The following is a 20,273-nucleotide window of genomic DNA, read 5'->3' on the forward strand; positions in this document are numbered from 1 at the left end:
TAATCGATTGGATGCAGAAATGACGGACTTGATTCTACAAGCCGTGTATTCCGGGTTGTTGCAGGGCGGCTCCTACGCCCTGATTGCACTGGGACTGGCGCTCGTGTTCGGCGCCATGAACGTGATCAACCTGGCGCACGGTGAACTGGTATTGCTGGCGGCCTATATCGCCTACACGGTCGAATCGCAACTCGGCTGGAATCCGCTGGCCGCGATTCCCGCCGCCGTGATCATCGTGACCATCACCTCGAGCCTGCTGTATTTCATGGTCAGCCGGGTGACGGTGCACCGCGAAATCAATTCACTGACGCTGACCTTCGGTGTCGGCGTGATCCTCACCAACCTGGTCCTGATGATCTGGAGCGCCGACGTGCGCACCACGAGCTCGACCTGGATGCAGGAAGCTTTCATCGTCGGCGAGCTCTACAGCATGCGCAGCGAAGTGCTGTTCTTCGGCGTCAGCCTCGTTTTGATCGTGGCGCTGTGGTGGTGGTTGTCGCGCAGCTGGTATGGCCGCGCCGTGCGCGCCGTGTCGAGCAACCGCGACGCGGCCAAGCTGATGGGGATCAACCCTGGCCGCACCGAGCTGGTGTCGTTCATCGTGGCCGGCATCCTGGCCGCCTTCGCCGGCGTCGCCCTGTTCAGCTATGGCGTCGTGACGCCGGGCTATGGCAGCGTCCTGACCGTGAAAGCCTTCATCATCACCGTGCTGGCGGGCCTCGGCTCCATCCCCGGCGTGCTGATCGGCGCAATCCTGCTGGGCGTGGCCGAATCCCTGACGATCACGCTGGCCAGTTCGGCGCTGCAAGAGCTGGCCGGCATGGGCCTGTTCCTGGTGGTGCTGTTCGTGATGCCCAATGGCCTGTTTGGTGTGGCACGGAGGCGCGGATGAAACTCAATAAACTCCTGATCGCCACGCTGGTGGCGACGTATCTCGTGGTGCCATTCGCGCTGGGCGGCAACAGCTATGTCATGAGCCTGGTGATCGCCTCGCTGATCATCGGCGGCGTCGCGCTGTCGTGGGCGCTGCTGGGCAACCTGGGCGGCATGGTCAGCTTCGGCCATGCAGCGTTCTTTGGCGTGGGCGCCTACACGTCGGCCGTGCTGACGATGCAGTACAACGTGCCGGTCTTCATCGGCCTCATGCTCGGCGGCGTCGGTGCGGTGCTGTCGGCGGTTCTGATGCTGCCCGTGCTGCGCCTGCGCGGTCCCTACTTTGCGCTGGCGATCCTGGCGTATGCGCACATCTTCCGCATCGTGGCCACTGAATGGACCTCGGTCACGAACGGCGCCGGCGGCATTGCCAGGATCCCGGCCCTGCCGACCGTGTTCGATTACAATTTCGGCAGCCACACCGGCAATTACCTCGTGATCCTGACGATGGTGCTGCTGTTTGCCTGGGCCTATGACGTCATCCGCCGCAGCCCGCACGGCCTGGCCCTGCGCGCCATGCACGACAGCGAGGATGCGACACGCGTGGTGGGCGTGAACAACACGCTGCTCAAGGGCCTGATGCTGCTGGTGTCGGCCTTCATGTGCGGCGCCGTGGGCGCTTTCAATGCGCACTACATCAACTTCCTCGAACCGGATTACGCCTTCAGCGCGGTGTGGGTAACGATCCCGATCGTCGCGGCGATCTTCGGCGGCTACCGCACGATCACGGGTCCCCTGATCGGCGCCGTCGTGGTGTATCTGGTCGACCAGTTATTCATCAAGAACTTCATGCCGACCGGACACCAGCTGGTTCTCGGCGTCGTGTTGGTCGTGATGATCATTGCCAGCCCGGATGGCCTGCTGGGCATGATCCGCAGGGCGCTAAGGAAAAAACATGCTGCAACTTGAAAACGTCACCGTCCGCTTCGGCGGCCTCACGGCGGTCAACGATGTCACGCTGGCAGTCGGCACGGGCGACCTGGTCGGTCTGGTTGGCGCGAACGGCGCCGGCAAGACCACACTGTTCAATGCGATTTCGGGGCTGGTGCGCCCGACCACGGGCCGCATCCTGTTCAATGGCGCGGACGTGCTCAAGGCACCGATGTACCAGCGTGCGCGCATGGGCATCGGCCGTACCTTCCAGATCCCGCAACCTATGCACGAGCTGACCGTGCGCCAGAACCTGGAAGTGGCGCAGCGCTTCGGCACGGGTTCGGTCGACAAGCGCCGCATCGACGAGATCCTGGACTTCACCAACCTGGCCGCCAAGGCTGGGCGTGACGCATCGAGCGGCCTGGCGCTGACCGAGCTGAAGGCGCTTGAGGTGGCCAAGGCGCTCTCCACCAACCCCAAACTGCTGCTGCTCGACGAAGTGCTGGCCGGCCTGGAAACCAGCGGCAAGCGCAACTTCATGAACATGCTCAAGGACCTGCACGCCAAGTTCTCGGTCGGCATCCTGATCATCGAGCATGACATCGACACCATCAGCAATCTGTGCCAGCGGGTGGCGGTGCTGAACTTCGGCGGCATGATCGCCGAAGGCACGCCGGCCGAGGTCTTCAACAACCCGGCCGTCATCAAGAGCTATACCGGAGGCGAGGTCGACCATGCTTGAGATTCAGAACGTCCGCGCCGGTTATGGCGCGATCAATGTGCTGTGGGATTTATCGCTCAGCATCGCACCGGGCAAGCTGACCACGATCATCGGCCAGAACGGCGCCGGCAAGACCACGCTGCTGCGCGCCATGATGGGGCTGATCCCCGTGTCGCAAGGGACGATCACGCTCGACGGCAAGCCGCTCAACGGCACCCCGACCTGGGACATGCACAAGGTCTCGATGGCGATGATTCCCGAAGGCCGCATGGTGTTTCGCGACATGACCGTCGAGGAAAACCTGATGATGGGCGCCTTTGCACCGCAGCACCGTGCGCACGCCGCGCGCAATCTGGAACGCTCGTTCGAGATGTTCCCGCGCCTGCGCGAGCGGCGCCGGCAGATGGCCGGTTCGCTGTCGGGCGGTGAAGCGCAGATGCTGGCCATGGCGCGCGGCCTGATGAGCGACCCGAAGGTCCTGATCATCGATGAGCCATCGCTGGGCCTCGCGCCCGTGATGGTCAACGAACTGTTTGCGATCCTGAAGCGCCTCAAGGACGACGGCCGCACGATGATCCTGGTCGAGCAGAACACCCACCGCGCAGTGGGCGTGGCCGACCACGTCTACCTGATGCAGAGCGGTAAGGTTGTGCTGTCGCAGGCGGCAAGCGAAGTGAGTCTCGAGCATCTGCACGGGTTGTATTTCGCACGCGACACGGGGGCTGCGGCATGAATCTGATCGAACAATACGGCCCGCGTGAGGCGATGGAATACGACGTTGTGATCGTCGGCGGCGGGCCTGCCGGCCTGTCGGCGGCGATCCGCCTGAAACAGCTGGCTGCTGAAAAGGGCCAGGAGGTCACCGTCTGCGTGCTGGAAAAAGGCGGCGAGCTGGGTGCGCACATCCTGTCCGGCGCCGTGATGGATCCGCGCGCTATTAATGAGCTCATCCCTGACTGGAAAGAAAAAGGCGCGCCCCTCAATACCGCCGTGACCGAAGATCGCGTCCTGTTCCTGACCGAAACCAAATCGTATGCCACGCCGGCGTTTGCCATCCCGCCAGCACTGGCCAATCACGGCAACTACGTGATTTCGCTGGCCAATGTGGTGCGCTGGCTGGGCCAGCAGGCCGAAGCGTTGGGCGTGGAAATCTTCCCGGGCTTCCCGGCTGCAGAAATCCTGTACAACGAAGACGGCTCGGTCAAGGGTGTAGCGACCGGCAATATGGGCATGCGCCGCACTGCCGATGGCGACGGCGAGCCCGGCCCGGAATTCCAGCTCGGCATGGAGCTGCATGCGAAGTACACGTTCTTTGCCGAAGGCTCGCGCGGTAATCTGGGCCGCCAGCTGATGGCCAAGTATGAGCTGAACAAGGGCAAGGATCCGCAGACCTACGGCATCGGCATCAAGGAGTTGTGGGAAATCGATCCCGCCAAGCACCAGCCGGGCCTGGTGATCCACACGGCCGGCTGGCCACTGCCGAACGATACCTACGGCGGCTCGTTCCTGTACCACCTGGAAAACAACCAGGTCGCAGTCGGTTATGTCGTCGGCCTGTCGTACCAGAATCCGTACCTGTCGCCATACGAAGAATTCCAGCGTTATAAGACGCACCCGGCCATCCGCGGCTTCTTTGAAGGCGGCAAGCGCATCTCGTACGGCGCGCGTTCCATCACTGCAGGGGGGTTGCAATCCTTGCCAAAGACCGTCTTCCCTGGCGGCGCGCTGATCGGCTGCGATGCGGGCTTCCTGAACACCAGCCGCATCAAGGGCAGCCACGGTGCAATCAAGACCGGCATGCTGGCGGCCGAAGCGGCGTTTGCCGCGCTGGGCGAAGGCCGCACGAGCGACGAGCTCACGAGCTTCCCTGCCGCGTTCGAAAAATCGTGGCTGCACGAAGAGCTGCACGTGGCGCGTAACTTCAAGCCGTGGATGAGCAAGGGCCTGGTGCTGGGCACGATCATGACGGGCATCGACCAGATCGTGTTCCGTGGCAAGGCACCCTGGACGCTGCACCACAAGCACGCCGACCATGAATGCTTGAAGCCCGCCTCGCACTTCAAGCCGATGGTCTATCCGAAGCCGGACGGCAAGCTGACCTTCGACAAGCTGTCGTCAGTGTTCATCTCGAACACCAACCACCGCGAAGACGAACCGATCCACCTGACGCTCAAAAATCCGAGCGTGCCGGTCGACGTCAATCTGGCCAAGTACGCCGGGCCTGAGCAGCGTTACTGTCCGGCCGGGGTGTACGAGTTCGTCAAGCGCGAAGACGGCGGCGACCGCCTGCAGATCAACGCCCAGAACTGCGTGCACTGCAAAACCTGCGACATCAAGGATCCGACCCAGAACATCGTCTGGGTGACGCCCGAAGGCGGCGGCGGCCCCAATTATCCGAATATGTAACGACCATTTTATAAAAGAGACCAACATGACAACCAAAGCCGCTTTCCACTGGGATGACCCGCTGCTGATCAACGGCCAGCTGACGGACGAAGAGCGCATGGTGCGCGACGCCAGCGCTGCCTATTGCCAGGACAAGCTGCGTCCGCGCGTGCTCGAAGCATTCCGTAACGAGTCGATGGATGTCTCTATCTTCCGCGAGATGGGTGAACTGGGCCTGCTCGGCCCGACCATTCCCGAACAATATGGTGGCCCGGCGCTGAACTACGTCGCCTACGGCCTGATCGCGCGTGAAGTCGAGCGCGTCGATTCGGGCTACCGCTCGATGATGAGCGTGCAATCGTCGCTCGTCATGGTGCCGATTTTTGAATTCGGCAATGAAGCGACCAAGCAGAAATACCTCCCGAAGCTGGCCACTGGCGAATGGATCGGCTGCTTCGGCTTGACCGAGCCAAACCACGGCTCCGATCCCGGCTCGATGATTTCACGTGCCCGCAAGGTCGAGGGCGGCTACAGCCTCTCCGGCGCGAAAATGTGGATCACCAATTCGCCCGTGGCCGACGTGTTCGTCGTGTGGGCGAAGGACGACGAAGGTGCGATCCGCGGCTTCGTGCTCGAAAAAGGCTGGAAAGGTTTGTCGGCCCCGGCGATCCACGGCAAATTCGGTCTGCGCGCATCGGTCACCGGCGAGATCGTCATGGACAATGTGTTCTGCCCGGAAGAAAACGCGTTCCCCGACGTGCGCGGTCTGAAGGGTCCGTTCACCTGCCTGAATTCGGCCCGCTACGGCATCGCCTGGGGCGCGCTGGGCGCGGCCGAAGATTGCTGGCACACGGCGCGCCAGTACACGATGGACCGCCAGCAGTTCGGCAAGCCACTCGCGGCAAACCAGCTGGTGCAAAAGAAGCTGGCCGACATGCAGACCGAGATCACGCTCGGCCTGCAGGGCTGCCTGCGCCTGGGCCGCATGAAGGATGAAGGCACGGCCGCGCCGGAAATCACGTCGATCATGAAGCGCAATTCGTGCGGCAAGTCGCTCGATATCGCCCGCGTTGCCCGCGACATGCTGGGTGGGAATGGCATTTCGGATGAGTTCGGCATCATCCGGCACATGGTCAATCTGGAAGTGGTCAATACCTATGAGGGCACGCATGATATCCATGCGCTGATTCTTGGCCGCGCACAGACTGGGATTGCGGCGTTCTAACCATCGCGATTATTACGTCACCGTAGCGTGGACGGGTTCCCCGTCCACGCGTTCAACGATCATCGAATGCATCTGAACGCGTGGACGGCATAGCCGTCCACCCTACGTGGTTAAAAGGCGAACGGTGTCTCTGCGATGCCTGTTACCCCGGGCCGCAGGATGACGACCGACCCGGCGTCACCGCCAGCATTGCCCAACCCCGCCGGATCGATCGACGTCACGAGCAGCAGATCGAGATCAGGCCCGCCAAACGCACACATCGACGGCTTGGCCATCGGCAGCGCGATTTCCCGATCGAGTTTTCCTTGCGGCGTGAAACGCTGCACCATGCCGCCATCGTTGGCACAGCTCCAGTAACAACCGTCGGCATCGACAGCCGCCCCGTCCGGCCTGCCGAGTTGCCCGGTCAGGTCCAGAAACACACGTTCGTTGTGCGGCAGGCCGGCATCGATATCGTAATCGTACGCCCACACAAGCCGCCGCTGCGGATGCGAATCCGACAGATACATCGTGCGGCCATCCGGCGACCAGGCCAGACCGTTCTGCGTCAGCAGATTGCGCACCACCGGCCCATGCAGGCCGCCGGCAGCGCTGTAGCGATACAGCCCGCCGACCGGGCGCGCGGCGCCCATATCCATGAACATGGTGCCGCTCCAGAACCGGCCCTGGCGGTCGCAGCGCCCGTCGTTGAAACGCATGCCCTCGCCCAGTTCGGCAGCCGCCGGCGCAGCCAGCCAGGAGGCATCCAGCGCGCCATCGCCACCCAGAGCCAGGCGAAACACACCCGTCTCCATCCCGGCAATCAGGCTGCCGTCGCTGCTCGCCGCAATGCAGGCCACCATCTCGGGCGCCGTCCAGTGCAGCAGCGCGCCGCTGGCATGGTCCCTGCGCCAGATGCGGCGCGCAGGGATGTCGACCCAGTACCAGGCAGCCTGCCCCGCGTGCCACAGCGGGCTTTCGCCAGTGGCGCAGTGCACGCCCGCGATGCGTTCAACGTCAGCAGACATCAGTTACAACCCCTTGATTTCACGGTGCTGCGGCACCAGCATTTTCATGACCGTCCACGCCACCAGGTAGGCCACGGCGCAGATCGAGAACATGATCATATACCCGGTCTGCAACTGGCCCAGTGCGCCGTAATGGTCGAACAGCCAGCCACCGAGCTTGGTGAGCAGCACGCCGCCCAGGCCACCGGCCATGCCACCGATGCCAACCACCGAACCCACGCTGTGTTTCGGGAACATGTCCGAGACGGTCGTGAACAGGTTGGCCGACCAGGCCTGGTGCGCCGACGCGCCGATGCCGATCAGGATCACGGGGACCCAGAAGCCCAGGTAGCCAAGCGGTTGCGCCAGCAGCACGACCAGCGGGCACAGGGCGATGACGAGCATGGCCTTCATGCGGCCATGATAAATGTCGGCGCCGCGGTTCAGGAACCAGGTCGGCAGCCAGCCGCCACCGATACTGCCCACCATCGTCATGCTGTACAACACCGCGAGCGGGATGATCATGTCGGTGGCCGACATGCCGTATTGGGCCGACATGTATTTGGGGAGCCAGAACAGGAAGAACCACCAGACGCCGTCGGTCATGAACTTACCGAAGGCGAAGGCCCAGGTCTGGCGGTAGCCCAGCAGCTTGAACCACGAGCCTTTCACGGGCGTGCCGGTGGGGGCCACCATGACACCGGCGTCGCTGTTGATGTAGGCCAGTTCGGCTGCCTTCAAACGCGGCTGCTGTTCGGGCGCATCGTACAGCCAGATCCAGAGGCCCATCCACAAGAAGCCGATGCCGCCGATGACGATGAACGCCGACTGCCAGCCCCAGTGCGCAGCGATCAGCGGCACGGTCAGTGGCGCAAGGATCGCGCCGACATTGGCGCCCGAATTGAAGATGCCGGTGGCGAACGAGCGCTCGCGTTTCGGGAAGTATTCGGCGGTCGCCTTGATCGCGGCCGGGAAGTTACCGGCTTCACCGACCGCCAGTACCGCGCGGCCGATCATGAAGCCGGCCACCGACACGGGCACGACGGCCAGGCCGATACTGGTAAAGACCGTGTTGACCGCTTCGCCGATGCCGATCGCGTAGGCGTGGCCGATGGCGCCCAGCGACCAGATGACGATCGCCAGCACGTAGGCGCGCTTGGTGCCCATGCGGTCGATTACGCGGCCGGCGAACAGCATCGAGATCGCGTAGACGAACTGGAAGGTCGCGGTGATATTGGCGTAGTCGGTATTGGTCCAGTTGAACTGCTCGGTGAGCACTGGTGCGAGCAGGCTCAGGACCTGGCGGTCCAGGTAATTGATGGTGGTAGCGAAAAACAGCAGCGCGCAGATCGTCCAGCGATACCTGCCCACCACCGACTGCGCCGGTGTTACGTCGATGACTTGCTGATTCATGGTGATCAGTTCTTTTCAAGTTGGGTGACAGCCGGCGTCTCCTCCGGCTGGTACTGCGTTCAGGCGTTGGTGGTTACTTCCCTCCGCCCATTTGCAACGTGCCGTCCTGCAGGCGCGCCAGGCCCAGTGGATTGTCGTCACGCAGCGCCTCCGGCAGCAGGCTGCCCGGCACGTTCTGGTAGCAGACCGGCCGCAGGAAGCGGTCGATCGCGCTGGCGCCAACCGATGTCGTGCGACTGTCGCTGGTGGCCGGGAACGGGCCGCCATGCACCATCGCGTGCGCCACTTCGACGCCGGTCGGGAAGCCATTGAACAGCACCCGGCCCGCCTTGCGCTCGACGATCGGCAACAGCTTCGCGGCCAGGTCGAGGTCACCTTCGCGCGCGTGGACCGTGACGGTCAGTTGACCGTGCAGGTGTTCGGCTGCCTGCAGCATCTGGGCAGCATCGGTAAAGCGCACCAGCACCGCGCACGGACCGAACACTTCATCTTCCAGTGCCGGGTTGCCCATGTAGGTCGCCGCGTCGCACACATACAGCGCCGCCTGCGCAGCGCAGCCGTTGCCTTCGGTCGTCCCTTGCGCGACCAGTTGCAGGCCATCGACAGCGTCGAACGCCGTCACGCCTTTTGTGTAAGCGTCGTGGATGCCGGCGGTGAGCATCGTGCCGGCGCCCTTGGCGCCCAGTGCCTGCGCACTCGCGGCGACAAAGGCGTCGAGCTCGGCGCCGGCCAGGGCAAACACCAGGCCGGGGTTTGTGCAGAACTGGCCGACGCCCAGCGTCAGCGAATCGACGAAGCCCTGCGCCAGCGTCGCGCCACCGGCCTGCACTGCCGCAGGCAGCAGGAACACGGGATTGACGCTGCTCATCTCGGCGTACACGGGAATCGGTTCAGGGCGCGCAGCAGCCGTGCGCAGCAGCGCCAGGCCGCCCTGACGCGAACCGGTGAAGCCCACGGCCTTGACCGCCGGATGCGACACCAGTTGCTGGCCGATCGTGCGGCCATCGCCGAACAGCATCGAGAACACGCCTTCCGGCAGGCCGCTCGCCTTGACGGCGCGCTGCACGGCGCGTCCGACCAGTTCCGACGTGCCGGGGTGGGCGCTGTGCGCCTTGACCACGACCGGGCAACCGGCGGCCAGGGCCGATGCCGTGTCGCCGCCAGCGACCGAGAACGCGAGCGGGAAGTTACTGGCGCCGAACACGACGACCGGGCCGAGGCCGATCTTGCGCAGACGCAGATCGGGTCGCGGCGGCGCACGCTCCGGCAAGGCGCTGTCGATGGTCGCGTCCATGAAGTAGCCGTCGCGCACGACCTTGGCAAACAGGCGCAGCTGGGTCACGGTGCGCATGCGCTCTCCTTCCAGGCGCGCCTGCGGCAGGCCGGTCTCAAGCTGCGCGCGCTCGATCAGCTCGGGGCCGATCCCCAAGATTTCTTCGGCCACCATCTCGAGGAACGCGGCGCGCCCTTCAAGCGGCAGCGCGCGATATGGGTCGAACGCTTCGCTGGCCAGCGCACAGGCGCGCTCGACATCGTCGCCCGTGGCCTGGCCGAAACCAGGCTGCAGGTCTTCCCGCGTGGCCGGGTTGAAGCCGAAGACTTCCGCGCCGGCGCCGCGCACGCTGTGCGCGCCAATGATCATTTCACCGAGAATCGCCATGATCAGACCACCCCGTTCTTCTTGAGCAGGGCCAGCAGCATCGCGTCTTCTTCGGCCGTCAGGTCGGTCAGCGGTGGACGCACCGGGCCTGCGCCATGGCCCACCAGGCGTGCGCCGGCCTTGACGATGCTGACTGCGTAGCCGGCCTTGCGGTTGCGGATCTCCAGGTACGGCAGGAAGAAATCGTCGATCAGGCGGTTGGTGGTGGCGAAATCGTCGGCGACGGTGGCGTGATAGAAGTCCATCGCCAGTTGCGGCACGAAGTTGAACACGGCCGACGAATACACCGGGGTGCCCAGCGCCTTGTAGGCGCCGGCGTAGATCTCGGCGGTTGGCAGGCCGCCCAGGTAGCTGAAGCGGTCGCCCATGCGGCGCCAGATCGATACCATCAGTTCGATGTCGCCGTTGCCGTCCTTGAAGCCGATCAGGTTCGGGCAGCGATCGGCCAGCTTCTCCAGCGAATCAGGGGTCAGGCGGCAGTTCGCGCGGTTGTAGACCACGACGCCGATCTTCACCGAGCGGCACACCGCTTCGACGTGGGCAACCAGGCCGTCCTGGCTGGCTTCGGTCAGGTAGTGCGGCAGCAGCAGCAGGCCCTTGGCGCCCTGGCGCTCGGCTTCCTGGGCGTGCGCGATGGCGGTGCGGGTCGGGCCACCGCAACCGGCCAGGATCGGCACGACGCCGGCGCAGGTGTCGACCGCCGTCTTGATGATCTGGCCGTACTCTTCGCCGTGCAGCGAGAAGTACTCACCGGTGCCGCCGGCGGCGAACAGCGCGGTGGCGCCGAACGGGGCGAGCCATTCCAGGCGCGCGGCATAGCCTTTCGGATCGAAATCACCCTGCGCATCGAAATCGGTGATCGGGAACGACAGCAAGCCGTGGGAAAGGACTTGCTTGAGTTCGTTTGGTTGCATCGTGCTGTCTCCGCTATCTGGTTGTTGGACGAAATACCTGCCATCGAGCAGGTTGTAAGTCATCGTACAACTGACTGCGGTCATCCGCAAGCAGAAAATGCGGAAATTCAGTTCATCGTGCTTTCCAGGCGGCGCTGCGCCTCCACTAAGCGTTCGCGGCTGTTGGACAGATGGGTACGCATCGCCGCGCGCGCGGCTTCCGGGTCGCGTCTCTCGATGGCGCGGTAGATATCGTCGTGTTCGCGGCTGACGCGCTCGAGGAAGCCGGCGGGCTTGTCCTGGTCGAGCACGGGCGTGTTGAGCCGCGCACGCGGGATGAAGGCATTGCCCAGACGGGTCAGGATGTCGACGAAATACCGGTTGCCGGTCGATTGCGCGATCAGCAGGTGGAAGCGTTTATCTGCCTCGACCGCTGGCCTGCCCTCGGCCATCGCCTGCTGCATCTCGCGCAGCGCGGCGGCCAGCTCGTCGGCCTGCTCCTGGGTGCGACGGCTGGCTGCGAGGCCTGCCGTCTCGGTCTCGACGCCGATGCGCAACTCCAGCACGGCCAGCACATCGCGCAGTGTCACGATATTCTCGGACTCCAGGCCCAGCCCCGCCTGCATGCGCTCGATCACGAAGGTGCCGATGCCGTGGCGGGTCTGGACCAGCCCGGCTGCCTGAAGATGGGTGATCGCTTCACGCACCACCGTGCGACTCACCCCGTGCTGGGCCATCAACGAAGACTCCGTGGGCAATTTGTCGCCCGGCTTGAGTGCGCCGCGGCGGATCGTGTCGCTGATCTGCTCGACCACTCCCTGGGACAGACTGCGGTGCTTGCGTTGCGGGAGCGTCATGATGGGAAATCGCGATGAATGGGATGGTGCAGATTATACGCGACGATTCAGTCGTATGACGTCCGATAACTACGGAGGCTCTGATCAACATTTGCGGTATAGCCACGTTGCAAAATTGGTCCGACCAAACTAGAATCGGATGATCATAAAAATATGGAGACACCGTGGCCAACATCCGCCCTTCTGCCCTGACCCTGCTATGCCTGCCGCTATGGTTCCTGGGCGGCGCCGCCACGGCCACGCCACCCCTCCACGACCGCGTGATCCTGGTGGGCGACTCCACGATGGCCAGCACGACCGGCTACGGCGACGCGCTGTGCGAACGGTTCACGCCCGAGACGGCCTGCCTGAATCTGGCACGGGGCGGGCGCAGTTCGGGCAGCTTCCGGGCCGAGGGCCGCTGGGACGAGGTGACCGGCCTGCTGCGCGATGGCGGCTACCGGCGCACCTTCGTGCTGATCCAGTTCGGCCACAACGACCAGCCGGGCAAACCGGGCCGCTCGACCGACTACGTCACCGAATTCCCCGCCAATATGCAGCGCTACGTCATTGAGGCGCGCGCATTGAAAGCGATACCGGTGCTGGTCACGCCGCTCACGCGGCGCAGCTTCAAGGGAGGCTATGTACAGGATGACCTGGCGCCATGGGCGGCCACCGTGCGCAACATTGCCGCGGCCACTGCCACCCCGCTGATCGAACTGAACGCGCTGTCGCTGGCGGCCGTGCAAGCCATGGGGCCGGACGAGGCCGACAAACTGGCGCGCGTCGGCGAGAACTTCGACCGTACGCACGTGGGACCGCTGGGCGCCCGGCGCTTTGCGGACATCGTCGCGCGCGAGATCGTACGCAAGGTGCCGCAGCTGGCTGACGACCTGATGACTGCCGACGGCGCCGGGGGCACGCAATGAACGCCGCGCTGGCGGCGGTCGCACTGGCATTGGCGCTGCAACCCGTCCACGCACAGACCGTGGCGCCGGCAAGCGCCGAGCGCCAGCACGCACCGTCCGACGGCTGGGCCGCGCAAGAAGGCGGCACGCGCGGCGGTGCACTGGCGCTGCCTGCCCATGTCTACACGGTGCGCAACCGCGCCGAACTGGTCGCGGCGCTTAAGGCATCTGCGCCTTCGCGTATCGTACGGGTGGCGGCAACCATCGACATGACCGAAGGCCGGCCGTTCACCGACAGTGCCGACCAGGCGCGGCGCGGCGCCGTGACCATTCCTTCCAATACCACGCTGCTGGGCGTGACGCCCGGTGCCGGCTTCATCAACGCCAGCTTGACGATCGACGGGGTCGAACAGGTGATCGTGCGTCACCTGGCGATCCGCAATCCGTGCGACATCCGGCCGCAATGGGACGCACACGACGGCCCGCAAGGCAACTGGAACTCGGACTATGACGGCATCACGGTGCGGGCCGCGCGCCACGTCTGGATCGACCATAACAGGTTCACCGATGCGCCCGACACGGACGACCGCGCGCCGGTCGAGAATGGCAAGATCAAGCAATGCCACGACGGGGCACTGGATATCTCGCAGGGCGCGGACCTGGTCAGCGTTACCTACAACCATTTTGCCGATCACGAAAAGAACATGCTGATCGGCGCCAGCGACCGCGCCACCGGCGACGCGGACCGGCTGCGCATCACGCTCAAGGGCAATCTGTTCGAGCACGTCGCCGAGCGCGCGCCGCGGGTACGCTACGGCCAGGTGCACCTTTTCAATAACTATTATGTGGGCGAGCGCAAGCGAGCCGTCTACCGTCATAGCTACAGCATCGGCGTGGGGCACCAGGCACTGGTGCGCTCCGACGCCAATGCCTTCGATGTGACCGGCGCTCGCGGCTGCGCGGACCTGGTGCGCGACCCGGGGTCGAGCCACGGCGTGTTTGCCGACAGCGGCTCGCTGCTCAATGGCCAGCCGCTCGGCGCCTGTCCGTTTGGCGGGCCTGCGATGGCGCCCCTGCCCTATACCCATACGGCCCTGCCGGCGCAGCTGGTGCCCGAGCACGTGCGCACCAACGCCGGCCCGCGGCCGACCCAGGGCGGAGACGGCATCGCCGAGGCGCGCCTGTCGTTGGCGCCAGGTGCCCCGTTCGTGCTGCGCGCGCGGCGTCAGGCGAATGGCGACTGGCAGGGCGTGAGCGTGCAGCTGGCTGACGAAGGAAAAACCCTGCAGGTCGAACTGGTGGCATCGCGCAGCGGCAAGGTGGAACGCCTCAAGCAGGTGCGGCGCCGTCTTGCGCCAGCTTTCGTGGCATCCCGCACGCCGCTGACCGTGGGCCTGACCTTCGAGGGCGGCGTCCTGTTTGCGCTGATCGATGGCGAACGCGTCACGAGTGCGCTGGAGACGCCGCTGCCGACAACCCTGCCGCTCGACTGGGAAGCAAGCGCACACACGGTGCTCGACGTGCGCACCGGGCCGGAAGGTACGGTGCCGGCACGCGTCACCCCGCAGGTCGCCGACAACCGGATCGCGCTGCAGGCCGGGGATCCGGCCGAGACGGTCGGCATCGGCGGCGCGGCCGACCTGGTCGCCGTGGTGGTCGATGCGCGCATCGCAACGGCTGCCGTGGTCGATGGCGCGCTGCAGATCACGCCGCTGGCGCCCGGTCAGACCACGGTTGCACTGACCAGCGCGAGCGACCCGTGGGCACAGGCGAATCTGGCCGTGGCCGTTGGCCCGCGCTTTACCGAACCGACCGGCGCGACGGCCAGCGCCGGCCTTGACCCTGCGCGCGGCGCACGCGGCGTACCGCCGGACACGCTGCTCCGCCTGACGCTGGCACCGGGTGCACAACTGACCGGCGAAGGCAGCATCCGCATCTGGCGCAAGCGCGATGGCGCGCTGGTCGGCGTGATCCGGCCCGGCGAGACGGTGAGCAGAATCGGCCCGGCGCCGCGTCAGCGCCTGGTGCGCGAACATCGCCTGCGGCTGGTCGACGGCCAGTTGCGTGCCCAGTTGCCGCAAGCGCTCCAGTACGATACCGAGTATGTCGCGACGGCAGAAGCACGCCTGGTGCGCGGCGCGGACTTCGCCGGCGCACGCTGGGCGTTTCGCACGACGCCGCACCGCCCAGTGGGCGACAGCATCACGGTGGCCGCCACGGGTCGCGCCCACTTCCGCACCGTACAAGGTGCGCTCGACTACGCGATGAGCCTGCCCCGCGCCCTGGCGCTGACGGTGAATGTGAGCGACGGCGTCTATCCCGAACTGCTGTACCTGCGCGACAAGGACCGGCTGACGCTGCGAGGCGCCAGCCGGGAAGCGACGATTATCCGCGCCACCAACAGCGACACGCTCAATCCTGGCTCCGGCAGCGGCCAGGCGCCGCAGGAGCCAGGGCTGCTGGGCGGGCGCGCATTGCTCCTGGCCCAGGACAGCGACCTGCTCGAACTCCGCGATATCGCCCTGCACAACACCACACTACGCAGCGATGGCCATTCGCCGCAGGCCGAGACGCTGTTCTTCAACAGCCCGGACGGTCACCTTTCGGTGCGCAATGCGCATTTTTCGAGCGAGCAGGACACGCTGCAACTGAAAGGCTACGCGTGGATCTACAAATCGCTGGTCGAGGGCAATGTCGACTTCGTCTGGGGGAACAACCGGGCCACGCTGTTTGAGGACAGCGAAATCCGGACGGTCGGCGACAGCGCGAATCCCGACAGCGGCGGCTACATTGTCCAGGCGCGCACTGTCGGCCCGGTCGAGACGGGATTTGTCTTCCTGCGCTCGCGCCTGACGCGCGGTCCCGGACCGGCGGGCAACCTGCCCCCGGATGGCAGCGCCTACCTGGCGCGCTCGCCGGGAACGGCGAACACCTGGGACCACGTCGCCTTCATCGAGTGCACCATCGGCCCGCACATCGCAGCCGACGGCTGGCTGCGCCGCCCGGCGCCCAATCCACTGCAGGGTGGCTGGCGCGAATACGGCAACCGCGCGCCGGACGGCCAGCCGCGCCACTACGGCGGCGCGGTGCTGGACGCCACGCAGGCGGCGCGCTACCGCACCCGCGCCGCTGTCTTTGCCGGGAGCGGCTGGGATCCGCAGCCATGAGCGGGTAGTAACCACGATAACTATTTGCTGCGCGCCCTTGCCACATCAGGCCGGCCAAACTAAGATTCGCTAGTTTTGGCAGAGCTGCCAATTATCCAGGACGAACCGACCGATGAAGATTACTCCAGCGCCGAATGAACCAGGCACCACCGAGCCGCGGCTGTACCGGGTCGTGGCGGCCAGGATCGAAGAACTGATCCGTGCCGAGAACATCCGCGGTGGCGAGCGCCTGCCGGCCGAGCGCGAGCTGGCGGCCAAGCTCGGGGTCAGCCGCACGTCGCTGCGCGAAGGCCTGATCGCGCTCGAACTGGGTGGCAAGGTCGAGGTGCGTGGCGGGTCCGGTGTCTATGTCAGCGAACAGGCAGCGCCGCAGGCGGTGGTGCCCACGGCCGGACCGGGCCCGTTCGAAGTGCTGGCTGCGCGCCGCATGATCGAGGTCGAAGTCGCCGCGCTGGCGGCGAAGCACGCCAATGATTCGGCAATCGACGCCATCCTGCTCGCTGTCGAGGAGATGGAACAGCACCATGAAGACCGCAGCGCCAATGAAATGGCCGACCGCAATTTTCACCTGGCCATCGCGCGCGCGACCGGCAACAGCGCCATGGTCGGCGTGATCGAATACCTGTGGAGCCAGCGCGGCTCGCTCTGGCACAAGCTCAAGGAGCACTTCCAGACCGAGGAACTACGCCAGCAAACGCTGATCGACCACCGCAATATCTTCGCCGCCATCGCATCGCACGATGTCGCCGGCGCACGCCAGGCAATGCGCGCCCACCTCGACCGCGTCACCCGCACCTTCTCGCGCGGCTGACCAGCCTCGTCACGACAGCGGGCCGCGCCAGCGCCCGCTTTACGGGCCAGTTTACGGGCCAGCCCCGCCCGACGCCTGCCCTTCCCCGCCCCTGCGCCCTGCCGCCTTCTCCGTCATCCGACATCAATAAGACAACATCTGTATAGACCAGAACATATTTCGGCACGTCCAGATTGCTTAAAGTGGTCTTACCAAAGTAAAATTGAACATACCAGTCGCCGGTTGCGCACGATTCACAGAAATCACGAACCGCCCGACATGCACGCGATCCCGAGACACATCCGGACGCACTCTCACGATGACAGGCAGGAGACACTCAGTGAACATCAACCGTACCACCCCATTCCCGGGCTTTCTGCTCTCGGCCGTCGCACTGGCCGCCATGACCCTCGCCAACGGCGCGGCAGCGCAGGAAGCGCAGCCGCAGCGCGTTGAAGTGACGGGCTCATCCATCAAGCGCCTGGCGACCGAAAACGCCCTGCCCCTGACCACCTACAAGGCCGAGGAACTGGTCAACCAGGGCCTGACCACGATGTCGGAGGTGGCCGTGGCCCTGACCGTGGCCGCGACCAACGAACCGGTTGGCGGCGGTGGCGGCGGCACCATGATCAATATGCGCGGCCTGAACACCAACCGCACGCTGGTGCTGCTCAACGGCCGGCGCCTGGCCAACGAAGCGCTGGGCGCGAGCTCGGTCAACGTCGACGTCATTCCGATGGCCGCCATCGAGCGCGTCGAAGTCTTGCGCGACGGTGCTTCGGCCCTGTACGGCACCGATGCGATCGCGGGTGTCGTCAACTTCATCACCAAGCGCACGGTGCAGGAGGTCACGATCCACGCCAGCACGGTGCAGCCGGAGCAGTCCGGCGGCGGCGAACAGAAGCGCGTGACGATCCTCGCCGGCAAGGGCGATATCGCCACTGACGGCTGGAACGTCTACACGGCGTTCAGCGCCCAGCGCCGCAGCTCGCTGCTGCAGCGCGACCGGCCACAGATCTGGGACGCCGATAAACTCGCGTCGCTGGGCGGCACGCCGTTCACGGCCAACACCTCGGGCGGCTCGGCGTCGCCCGCCAACTTCACGATCTACCGCAACGGGCGCCCGGCCAACATCACCGGTAACCCGTACTTCGCCGCCGGTTGCGTGGCCCCTGGCCTGGCCCAGACCACGGTGCCGTCCACCCGCACCGCTGCCAATGGCGCCCGGACCTGCATCACCGACCCGGGCATCTATCCGGAACTGCTGCCGGAAAACCAGCAAGTGACCTTGTTCACCAAGGGCAGCCTGGCGCACGGCGACGGCAAGATGCTGACCGTGGAACTGAATCTGTCGCGCTCGTACATCGACGCGATCAGCCCGCCCCAGCCGTTCGGCAACAACACCGACTACGACCGCCTCACCGCGTCGCGCCGGCCCCTGATGATTACCAAGGCGAGTCCGTATTACCCGGGCGGTCGCGGCGGCGTGCCGGCCGTGGCCGGCCTGAACGGCGAAGACCTGGCCCTGACCTGGAGCCTGGATGAACTGGGCGCGGCCAAGCTGCACGACGTGCAGACCAACCACCGTCTGGTGATTGCCGACGAAGGCGAGTTCAAGGGCTGGGACTACCGCGTCGGCGGCTCCTACGGCTACAGCCACCGCGACTCCGGCTTCAAGGAAAACTTCGTGCGTACCCCGGCCGTGTATGCCGGCGTGGCCAACGGCATCCTCAATCCGTTCGGCGCGCAGGATGAAGCGGGCCGCGCCTACCTCGAGGACATCTCGGCCGACGGTCAGCTGTTCCGTCAGGCTGACGTGCGCTACTACGGCGCCGACTTCAACCTGAGCCGCACGCTGATGGCGCTGCCCGGCGGCGACCTCGGGATTGCCGTGGGCGGCGACTGGCACCGTGAAACGTATGCCGAGAACGTGCCGATGATCGGCAACGAGGTGGTCTGGCGCGTCAGCGGCGCCCCTGGCAACAACCCGAGCGGCCAGCGCCGCGTGGCCGGTCTGTATGCCGAGCTCGACGCCCCCGTGACGAAGGACCTGAACCTGAACTTCGCCGTGCGCGGTGACCACTTCAGCGACTTCGGCTCGACCTTCAACCCGAAGGCAAGCTTCCGCTACCAGCCGATCAAAGCGCTGATGGTGCGCGGTACGGTCAGCACGGGCTTCCGCGCGCCGACCCTGCCGGAACTGTACGGCGTACCGCGCACCTTGACGCCATCGACGTCGAGCTGGGACGATCCGCTGCTGTGCCCTGGCCCGACACCGAACGTGGCCGGCTCCGGCACCCTGACCACCGACCCGCGCTTTGCCGGCCTGGGCCTGGACGCCGAGCGCGTCTGCAACACGCGCCTGACCACGCTCGTCGGCGCCAACCCGGACCTGGAGCCGGAAAAATCGAAGACCTATACGGTCGGCTTCGTAATCGAGCCGGTCAAGAACTTCGTCGCCACGATCGACTTCTGGAAGATCGACATGAAGCGCACGATCGCCCAGATCAGCGAAGATTCGATCTTCGATAACCTGGACCGCTACCAGGACCTGTTCGTGCGCAATCCGGACGGCACGCTGCAGTACATCACGAAGACGCGCCTGAACATGGGCGGACTCAAGACCCAGGGCATCGACCTGAGCCTGAACTACATGCTCCCGACCGCGCGCTGGGGACGCTTCGGGTTCTCGATGGACGGCACCTACACCGACCGCTACGAAGGCCAGAACGATACGGGCAGCCCGTGGGTCGACAGCGTCGGACGCATCGGCGCGCTCTCCACCGGCTCGACCTCGGCCAACACCTACATCTTCAAGTGGAAGCACCAGGCGCGCGTGAACTGGCAGTACGGTGCGTTCTTCGCCCAGCTCACGCAGCAGTACAGCTCGAGCTATGAAGACACGAATGCGCTGCCGACCCAGCAGCCGGGGCAGCCGTTCTACAACGTGATCGAGCCGTACCGCGTCTACAACCTGTCGACGACCTATAAGGTCTCGAAGCAGCTCAAGATCGGCGCGGGCGTGAACAACCTGTTCGACACCGATCCACCGCTGTCGAACCAGCGCCTGTCCTCGCGTGTGGTGTTCGCCCAGAACATCGCCAAGCCGATTGGTCGGGCGTTCACGGTGCGGGCTGACTACACGTTCTGACGGTCGGTAAGGTCCGCCGTTTCCGCTTGTACGGGGGCGGCGGACCGAGCAGGCTGGCGGAGGGCACGTGTCTGCTTGCGCAGTGACCGAGACGATATTGCCCGTTACGACAAGCATGACTGCGGTGCGAACGGTGCTCAGCGATCGCATTAAAATTCCTGCTGCCCGCTGCTCGAGACATCGTCACATTCAAGCGCGATTGGGCGCCGCACCCAGACAGCCTCTGCACTAGTCCGCTGGTAGTCACGCATATCCAAATCTTGCGCAACGAGACCGGCAAACTGGCCCCCTGTCCCCCGTGCTAGTGCCGTGACGCCAGATTCTTTGTTCGC

Annotated in this window: 15 protein-coding genes; 10 read left to right on the forward strand and 5 right to left on the reverse strand. The window is 65.2% G+C overall.

Features of this window, described 5'->3' with window-relative positions; all coding sequences use genetic code 11:
- Positions 1-19 precede the first annotated feature (19 nt).
- The 6 genes from ACZ0AJ_RS09120 to ACZ0AJ_RS09145 are packed head-to-tail and all read left to right on the forward strand — an operon-like array spanning position 20 to position 6,137.
- Positions 20-892 (forward strand): branched-chain amino acid ABC transporter permease, encoded by an 873-nt coding sequence (locus ACZ0AJ_RS09120; protein ID WP_499454021.1) that lies wholly within the window; start codon positions 20-22, stop codon positions 890-892.
- Positions 889-1,842: a branched-chain amino acid ABC transporter permease gene (locus ACZ0AJ_RS09125; RefSeq protein ID WP_499454022.1), complete on the forward strand. Its 954-nt coding sequence runs from the start codon at positions 889-891 to the stop codon at positions 1,840-1,842. The genes ACZ0AJ_RS09120 and ACZ0AJ_RS09125 overlap by 4 nt, the downstream gene beginning before the upstream one ends.
- Positions 1,829-2,548: an ABC transporter ATP-binding protein gene (locus tag ACZ0AJ_RS09130; RefSeq protein ID WP_258834311.1), complete on the forward strand. Its 720-nt coding sequence runs from the start codon at positions 1,829-1,831 to the stop codon at positions 2,546-2,548. Before ACZ0AJ_RS09125 ends, ACZ0AJ_RS09130 begins: the two co-directional genes overlap by 14 nt.
- On the forward strand, positions 2,541-3,260 hold the full coding sequence (locus ACZ0AJ_RS09135) for an ABC transporter ATP-binding protein (RefSeq protein ID WP_499454024.1): 720 nt from the start codon (positions 2,541-2,543) through the stop codon (positions 3,258-3,260). The genes ACZ0AJ_RS09130 and ACZ0AJ_RS09135 overlap by 8 nt, the downstream gene beginning before the upstream one ends.
- 32 nt (positions 3,261-3,292) lie before the next feature.
- Positions 3,293-4,933: an electron transfer flavoprotein-ubiquinone oxidoreductase gene (locus ACZ0AJ_RS09140; protein WP_499456764.1), complete on the forward strand. Its 1,641-nt coding sequence runs from the start codon at positions 3,293-3,295 to the stop codon at positions 4,931-4,933.
- A gap of 25 nt (positions 4,934-4,958) precedes the next feature.
- A complete protein-coding gene (locus tag ACZ0AJ_RS09145; RefSeq protein ID WP_183552715.1) occupies positions 4,959-6,137 on the forward strand; it encodes an acyl-CoA dehydrogenase in 1,179 nt (392 codons plus the stop codon).
- A 110-nt stretch (positions 6,138-6,247) separates the two neighbouring features.
- On the opposite strand, the gene ACZ0AJ_RS09150 is transcribed toward ACZ0AJ_RS09145, so the two are convergent.
- The 5 genes from ACZ0AJ_RS09150 to ACZ0AJ_RS09170 form a co-directional block, all read right to left on the reverse strand.
- Complete coding sequence (locus tag ACZ0AJ_RS09150; RefSeq protein ID WP_499454026.1) at positions 6,248-7,144, reverse strand: SMP-30/gluconolactonase/LRE family protein; 897 nt, start codon at positions 7,142-7,144, stop codon at positions 6,248-6,250.
- 3 nt (positions 7,145-7,147) lie between these two features.
- Complete coding sequence (locus tag ACZ0AJ_RS09155) at positions 7,148-8,536, reverse strand: MFS transporter (RefSeq protein WP_499454027.1); 1,389 nt, start codon at positions 8,534-8,536, stop codon at positions 7,148-7,150.
- Between the two features lie 73 nt (positions 8,537-8,609).
- Positions 8,610-10,196: an aldehyde dehydrogenase (NADP(+)) gene (locus tag ACZ0AJ_RS09160; protein WP_499454598.1), complete on the reverse strand. Its 1,587-nt coding sequence runs from the start codon at positions 10,194-10,196 to the stop codon at positions 8,610-8,612.
- 2 nt (positions 10,197-10,198) lie between these two features.
- Positions 10,199-11,110, reverse strand: coding sequence for a 5-dehydro-4-deoxyglucarate dehydratase (gene kdgD / locus ACZ0AJ_RS09165; protein ID WP_482898907.1), 912 nt, complete (start codon positions 11,108-11,110; stop codon positions 10,199-10,201).
- Between the two features lie 107 nt (positions 11,111-11,217).
- Complete coding sequence (locus tag ACZ0AJ_RS09170; protein WP_499454030.1) at positions 11,218-11,946, reverse strand: FadR/GntR family transcriptional regulator; 729 nt, start codon at positions 11,944-11,946, stop codon at positions 11,218-11,220.
- A 164-nt stretch (positions 11,947-12,110) separates the two neighbouring features.
- Between ACZ0AJ_RS09170 and ACZ0AJ_RS09175 the strand changes: the two genes are divergently transcribed.
- From ACZ0AJ_RS09175 to ACZ0AJ_RS09190, 4 genes are all read left to right on the forward strand, one after another.
- Complete coding sequence (locus tag ACZ0AJ_RS09175; RefSeq protein WP_499454031.1) at positions 12,111-12,854, forward strand: rhamnogalacturonan acetylesterase; 744 nt, start codon at positions 12,111-12,113, stop codon at positions 12,852-12,854.
- Positions 12,851-16,000: a pectinesterase family protein gene (locus tag ACZ0AJ_RS09180; protein ID WP_499454032.1), complete on the forward strand. Its 3,150-nt coding sequence runs from the start codon at positions 12,851-12,853 to the stop codon at positions 15,998-16,000. The genes ACZ0AJ_RS09175 and ACZ0AJ_RS09180 overlap by 4 nt, the downstream gene beginning before the upstream one ends.
- Positions 16,001-16,112: 112 nt before the next feature.
- Complete coding sequence (locus ACZ0AJ_RS09185) at positions 16,113-16,811, forward strand: FadR/GntR family transcriptional regulator (protein WP_183552730.1); 699 nt, start codon at positions 16,113-16,115, stop codon at positions 16,809-16,811.
- 319 nt (positions 16,812-17,130) lie between these two features.
- Positions 17,131-19,941 (forward strand): TonB-dependent receptor plug domain-containing protein, encoded by a 2,811-nt coding sequence (locus ACZ0AJ_RS09190; RefSeq protein ID WP_499454034.1) that lies wholly within the window; start codon positions 17,131-17,133, stop codon positions 19,939-19,941.
- Positions 19,942-20,273 lie beyond the last annotated feature (332 nt).

The organism is Telluria sp. AC161 (assembly GCF_979258535.1).

What these genes read in the sequence shown, in the direction of transcription:
- kdgD (WP_482898907.1), bottom strand. Translation starts at nt 11,110, where the DNA reads ATGCAACCAAACGAACTCAAGCAAGTCCTTTCCCACGGCTTGCTGTCG.
- ACZ0AJ_RS09185 (WP_183552730.1), top strand. Translation starts at nt 16,113, where the DNA reads ATGAAGATTACTCCAGCGCCGAATGAACCAGGCACCACCGAGCCGCGG.
- ACZ0AJ_RS09155 (WP_499454027.1), bottom strand. Translation starts at nt 8,536, where the DNA reads ATGAATCAGCAAGTCATCGACGTAACACCGGCGCAGTCGGTGGTGGGC.
- ACZ0AJ_RS09135 (WP_499454024.1), top strand. Translation starts at nt 2,541, where the DNA reads ATGCTTGAGATTCAGAACGTCCGCGCCGGTTATGGCGCGATCAATGTG.
- ACZ0AJ_RS09145 (WP_183552715.1), top strand. Translation starts at nt 4,959, where the DNA reads ATGACAACCAAAGCCGCTTTCCACTGGGATGACCCGCTGCTGATCAAC.
- ACZ0AJ_RS09150 (WP_499454026.1), bottom strand. Translation starts at nt 7,144, where the DNA reads ATGTCTGCTGACGTTGAACGCATCGCGGGCGTGCACTGCGCCACTGGC.
- ACZ0AJ_RS09160 (WP_499454598.1), bottom strand. Translation starts at nt 10,196, where the DNA reads ATGGCGATTCTCGGTGAAATGATCATTGGCGCGCACAGCGTGCGCGGC.
- ACZ0AJ_RS09120 (WP_499454021.1), top strand. Translation starts at nt 20, where the DNA reads ATGACGGACTTGATTCTACAAGCCGTGTATTCCGGGTTGTTGCAGGGC.
- ACZ0AJ_RS09130 (WP_258834311.1), top strand. Translation starts at nt 1,829, where the DNA reads ATGCTGCAACTTGAAAACGTCACCGTCCGCTTCGGCGGCCTCACGGCG.
- ACZ0AJ_RS09125 (WP_499454022.1), top strand. Translation starts at nt 889, where the DNA reads ATGAAACTCAATAAACTCCTGATCGCCACGCTGGTGGCGACGTATCTC.
- ACZ0AJ_RS09180 (WP_499454032.1), top strand. Translation starts at nt 12,851, where the DNA reads ATGAACGCCGCGCTGGCGGCGGTCGCACTGGCATTGGCGCTGCAACCC.
- ACZ0AJ_RS09170 (WP_499454030.1), bottom strand. Translation starts at nt 11,946, where the DNA reads ATGACGCTCCCGCAACGCAAGCACCGCAGTCTGTCCCAGGGAGTGGTC.
- ACZ0AJ_RS09140 (WP_499456764.1), top strand. Translation starts at nt 3,293, where the DNA reads ATGGAATACGACGTTGTGATCGTCGGCGGCGGGCCTGCCGGCCTGTCG.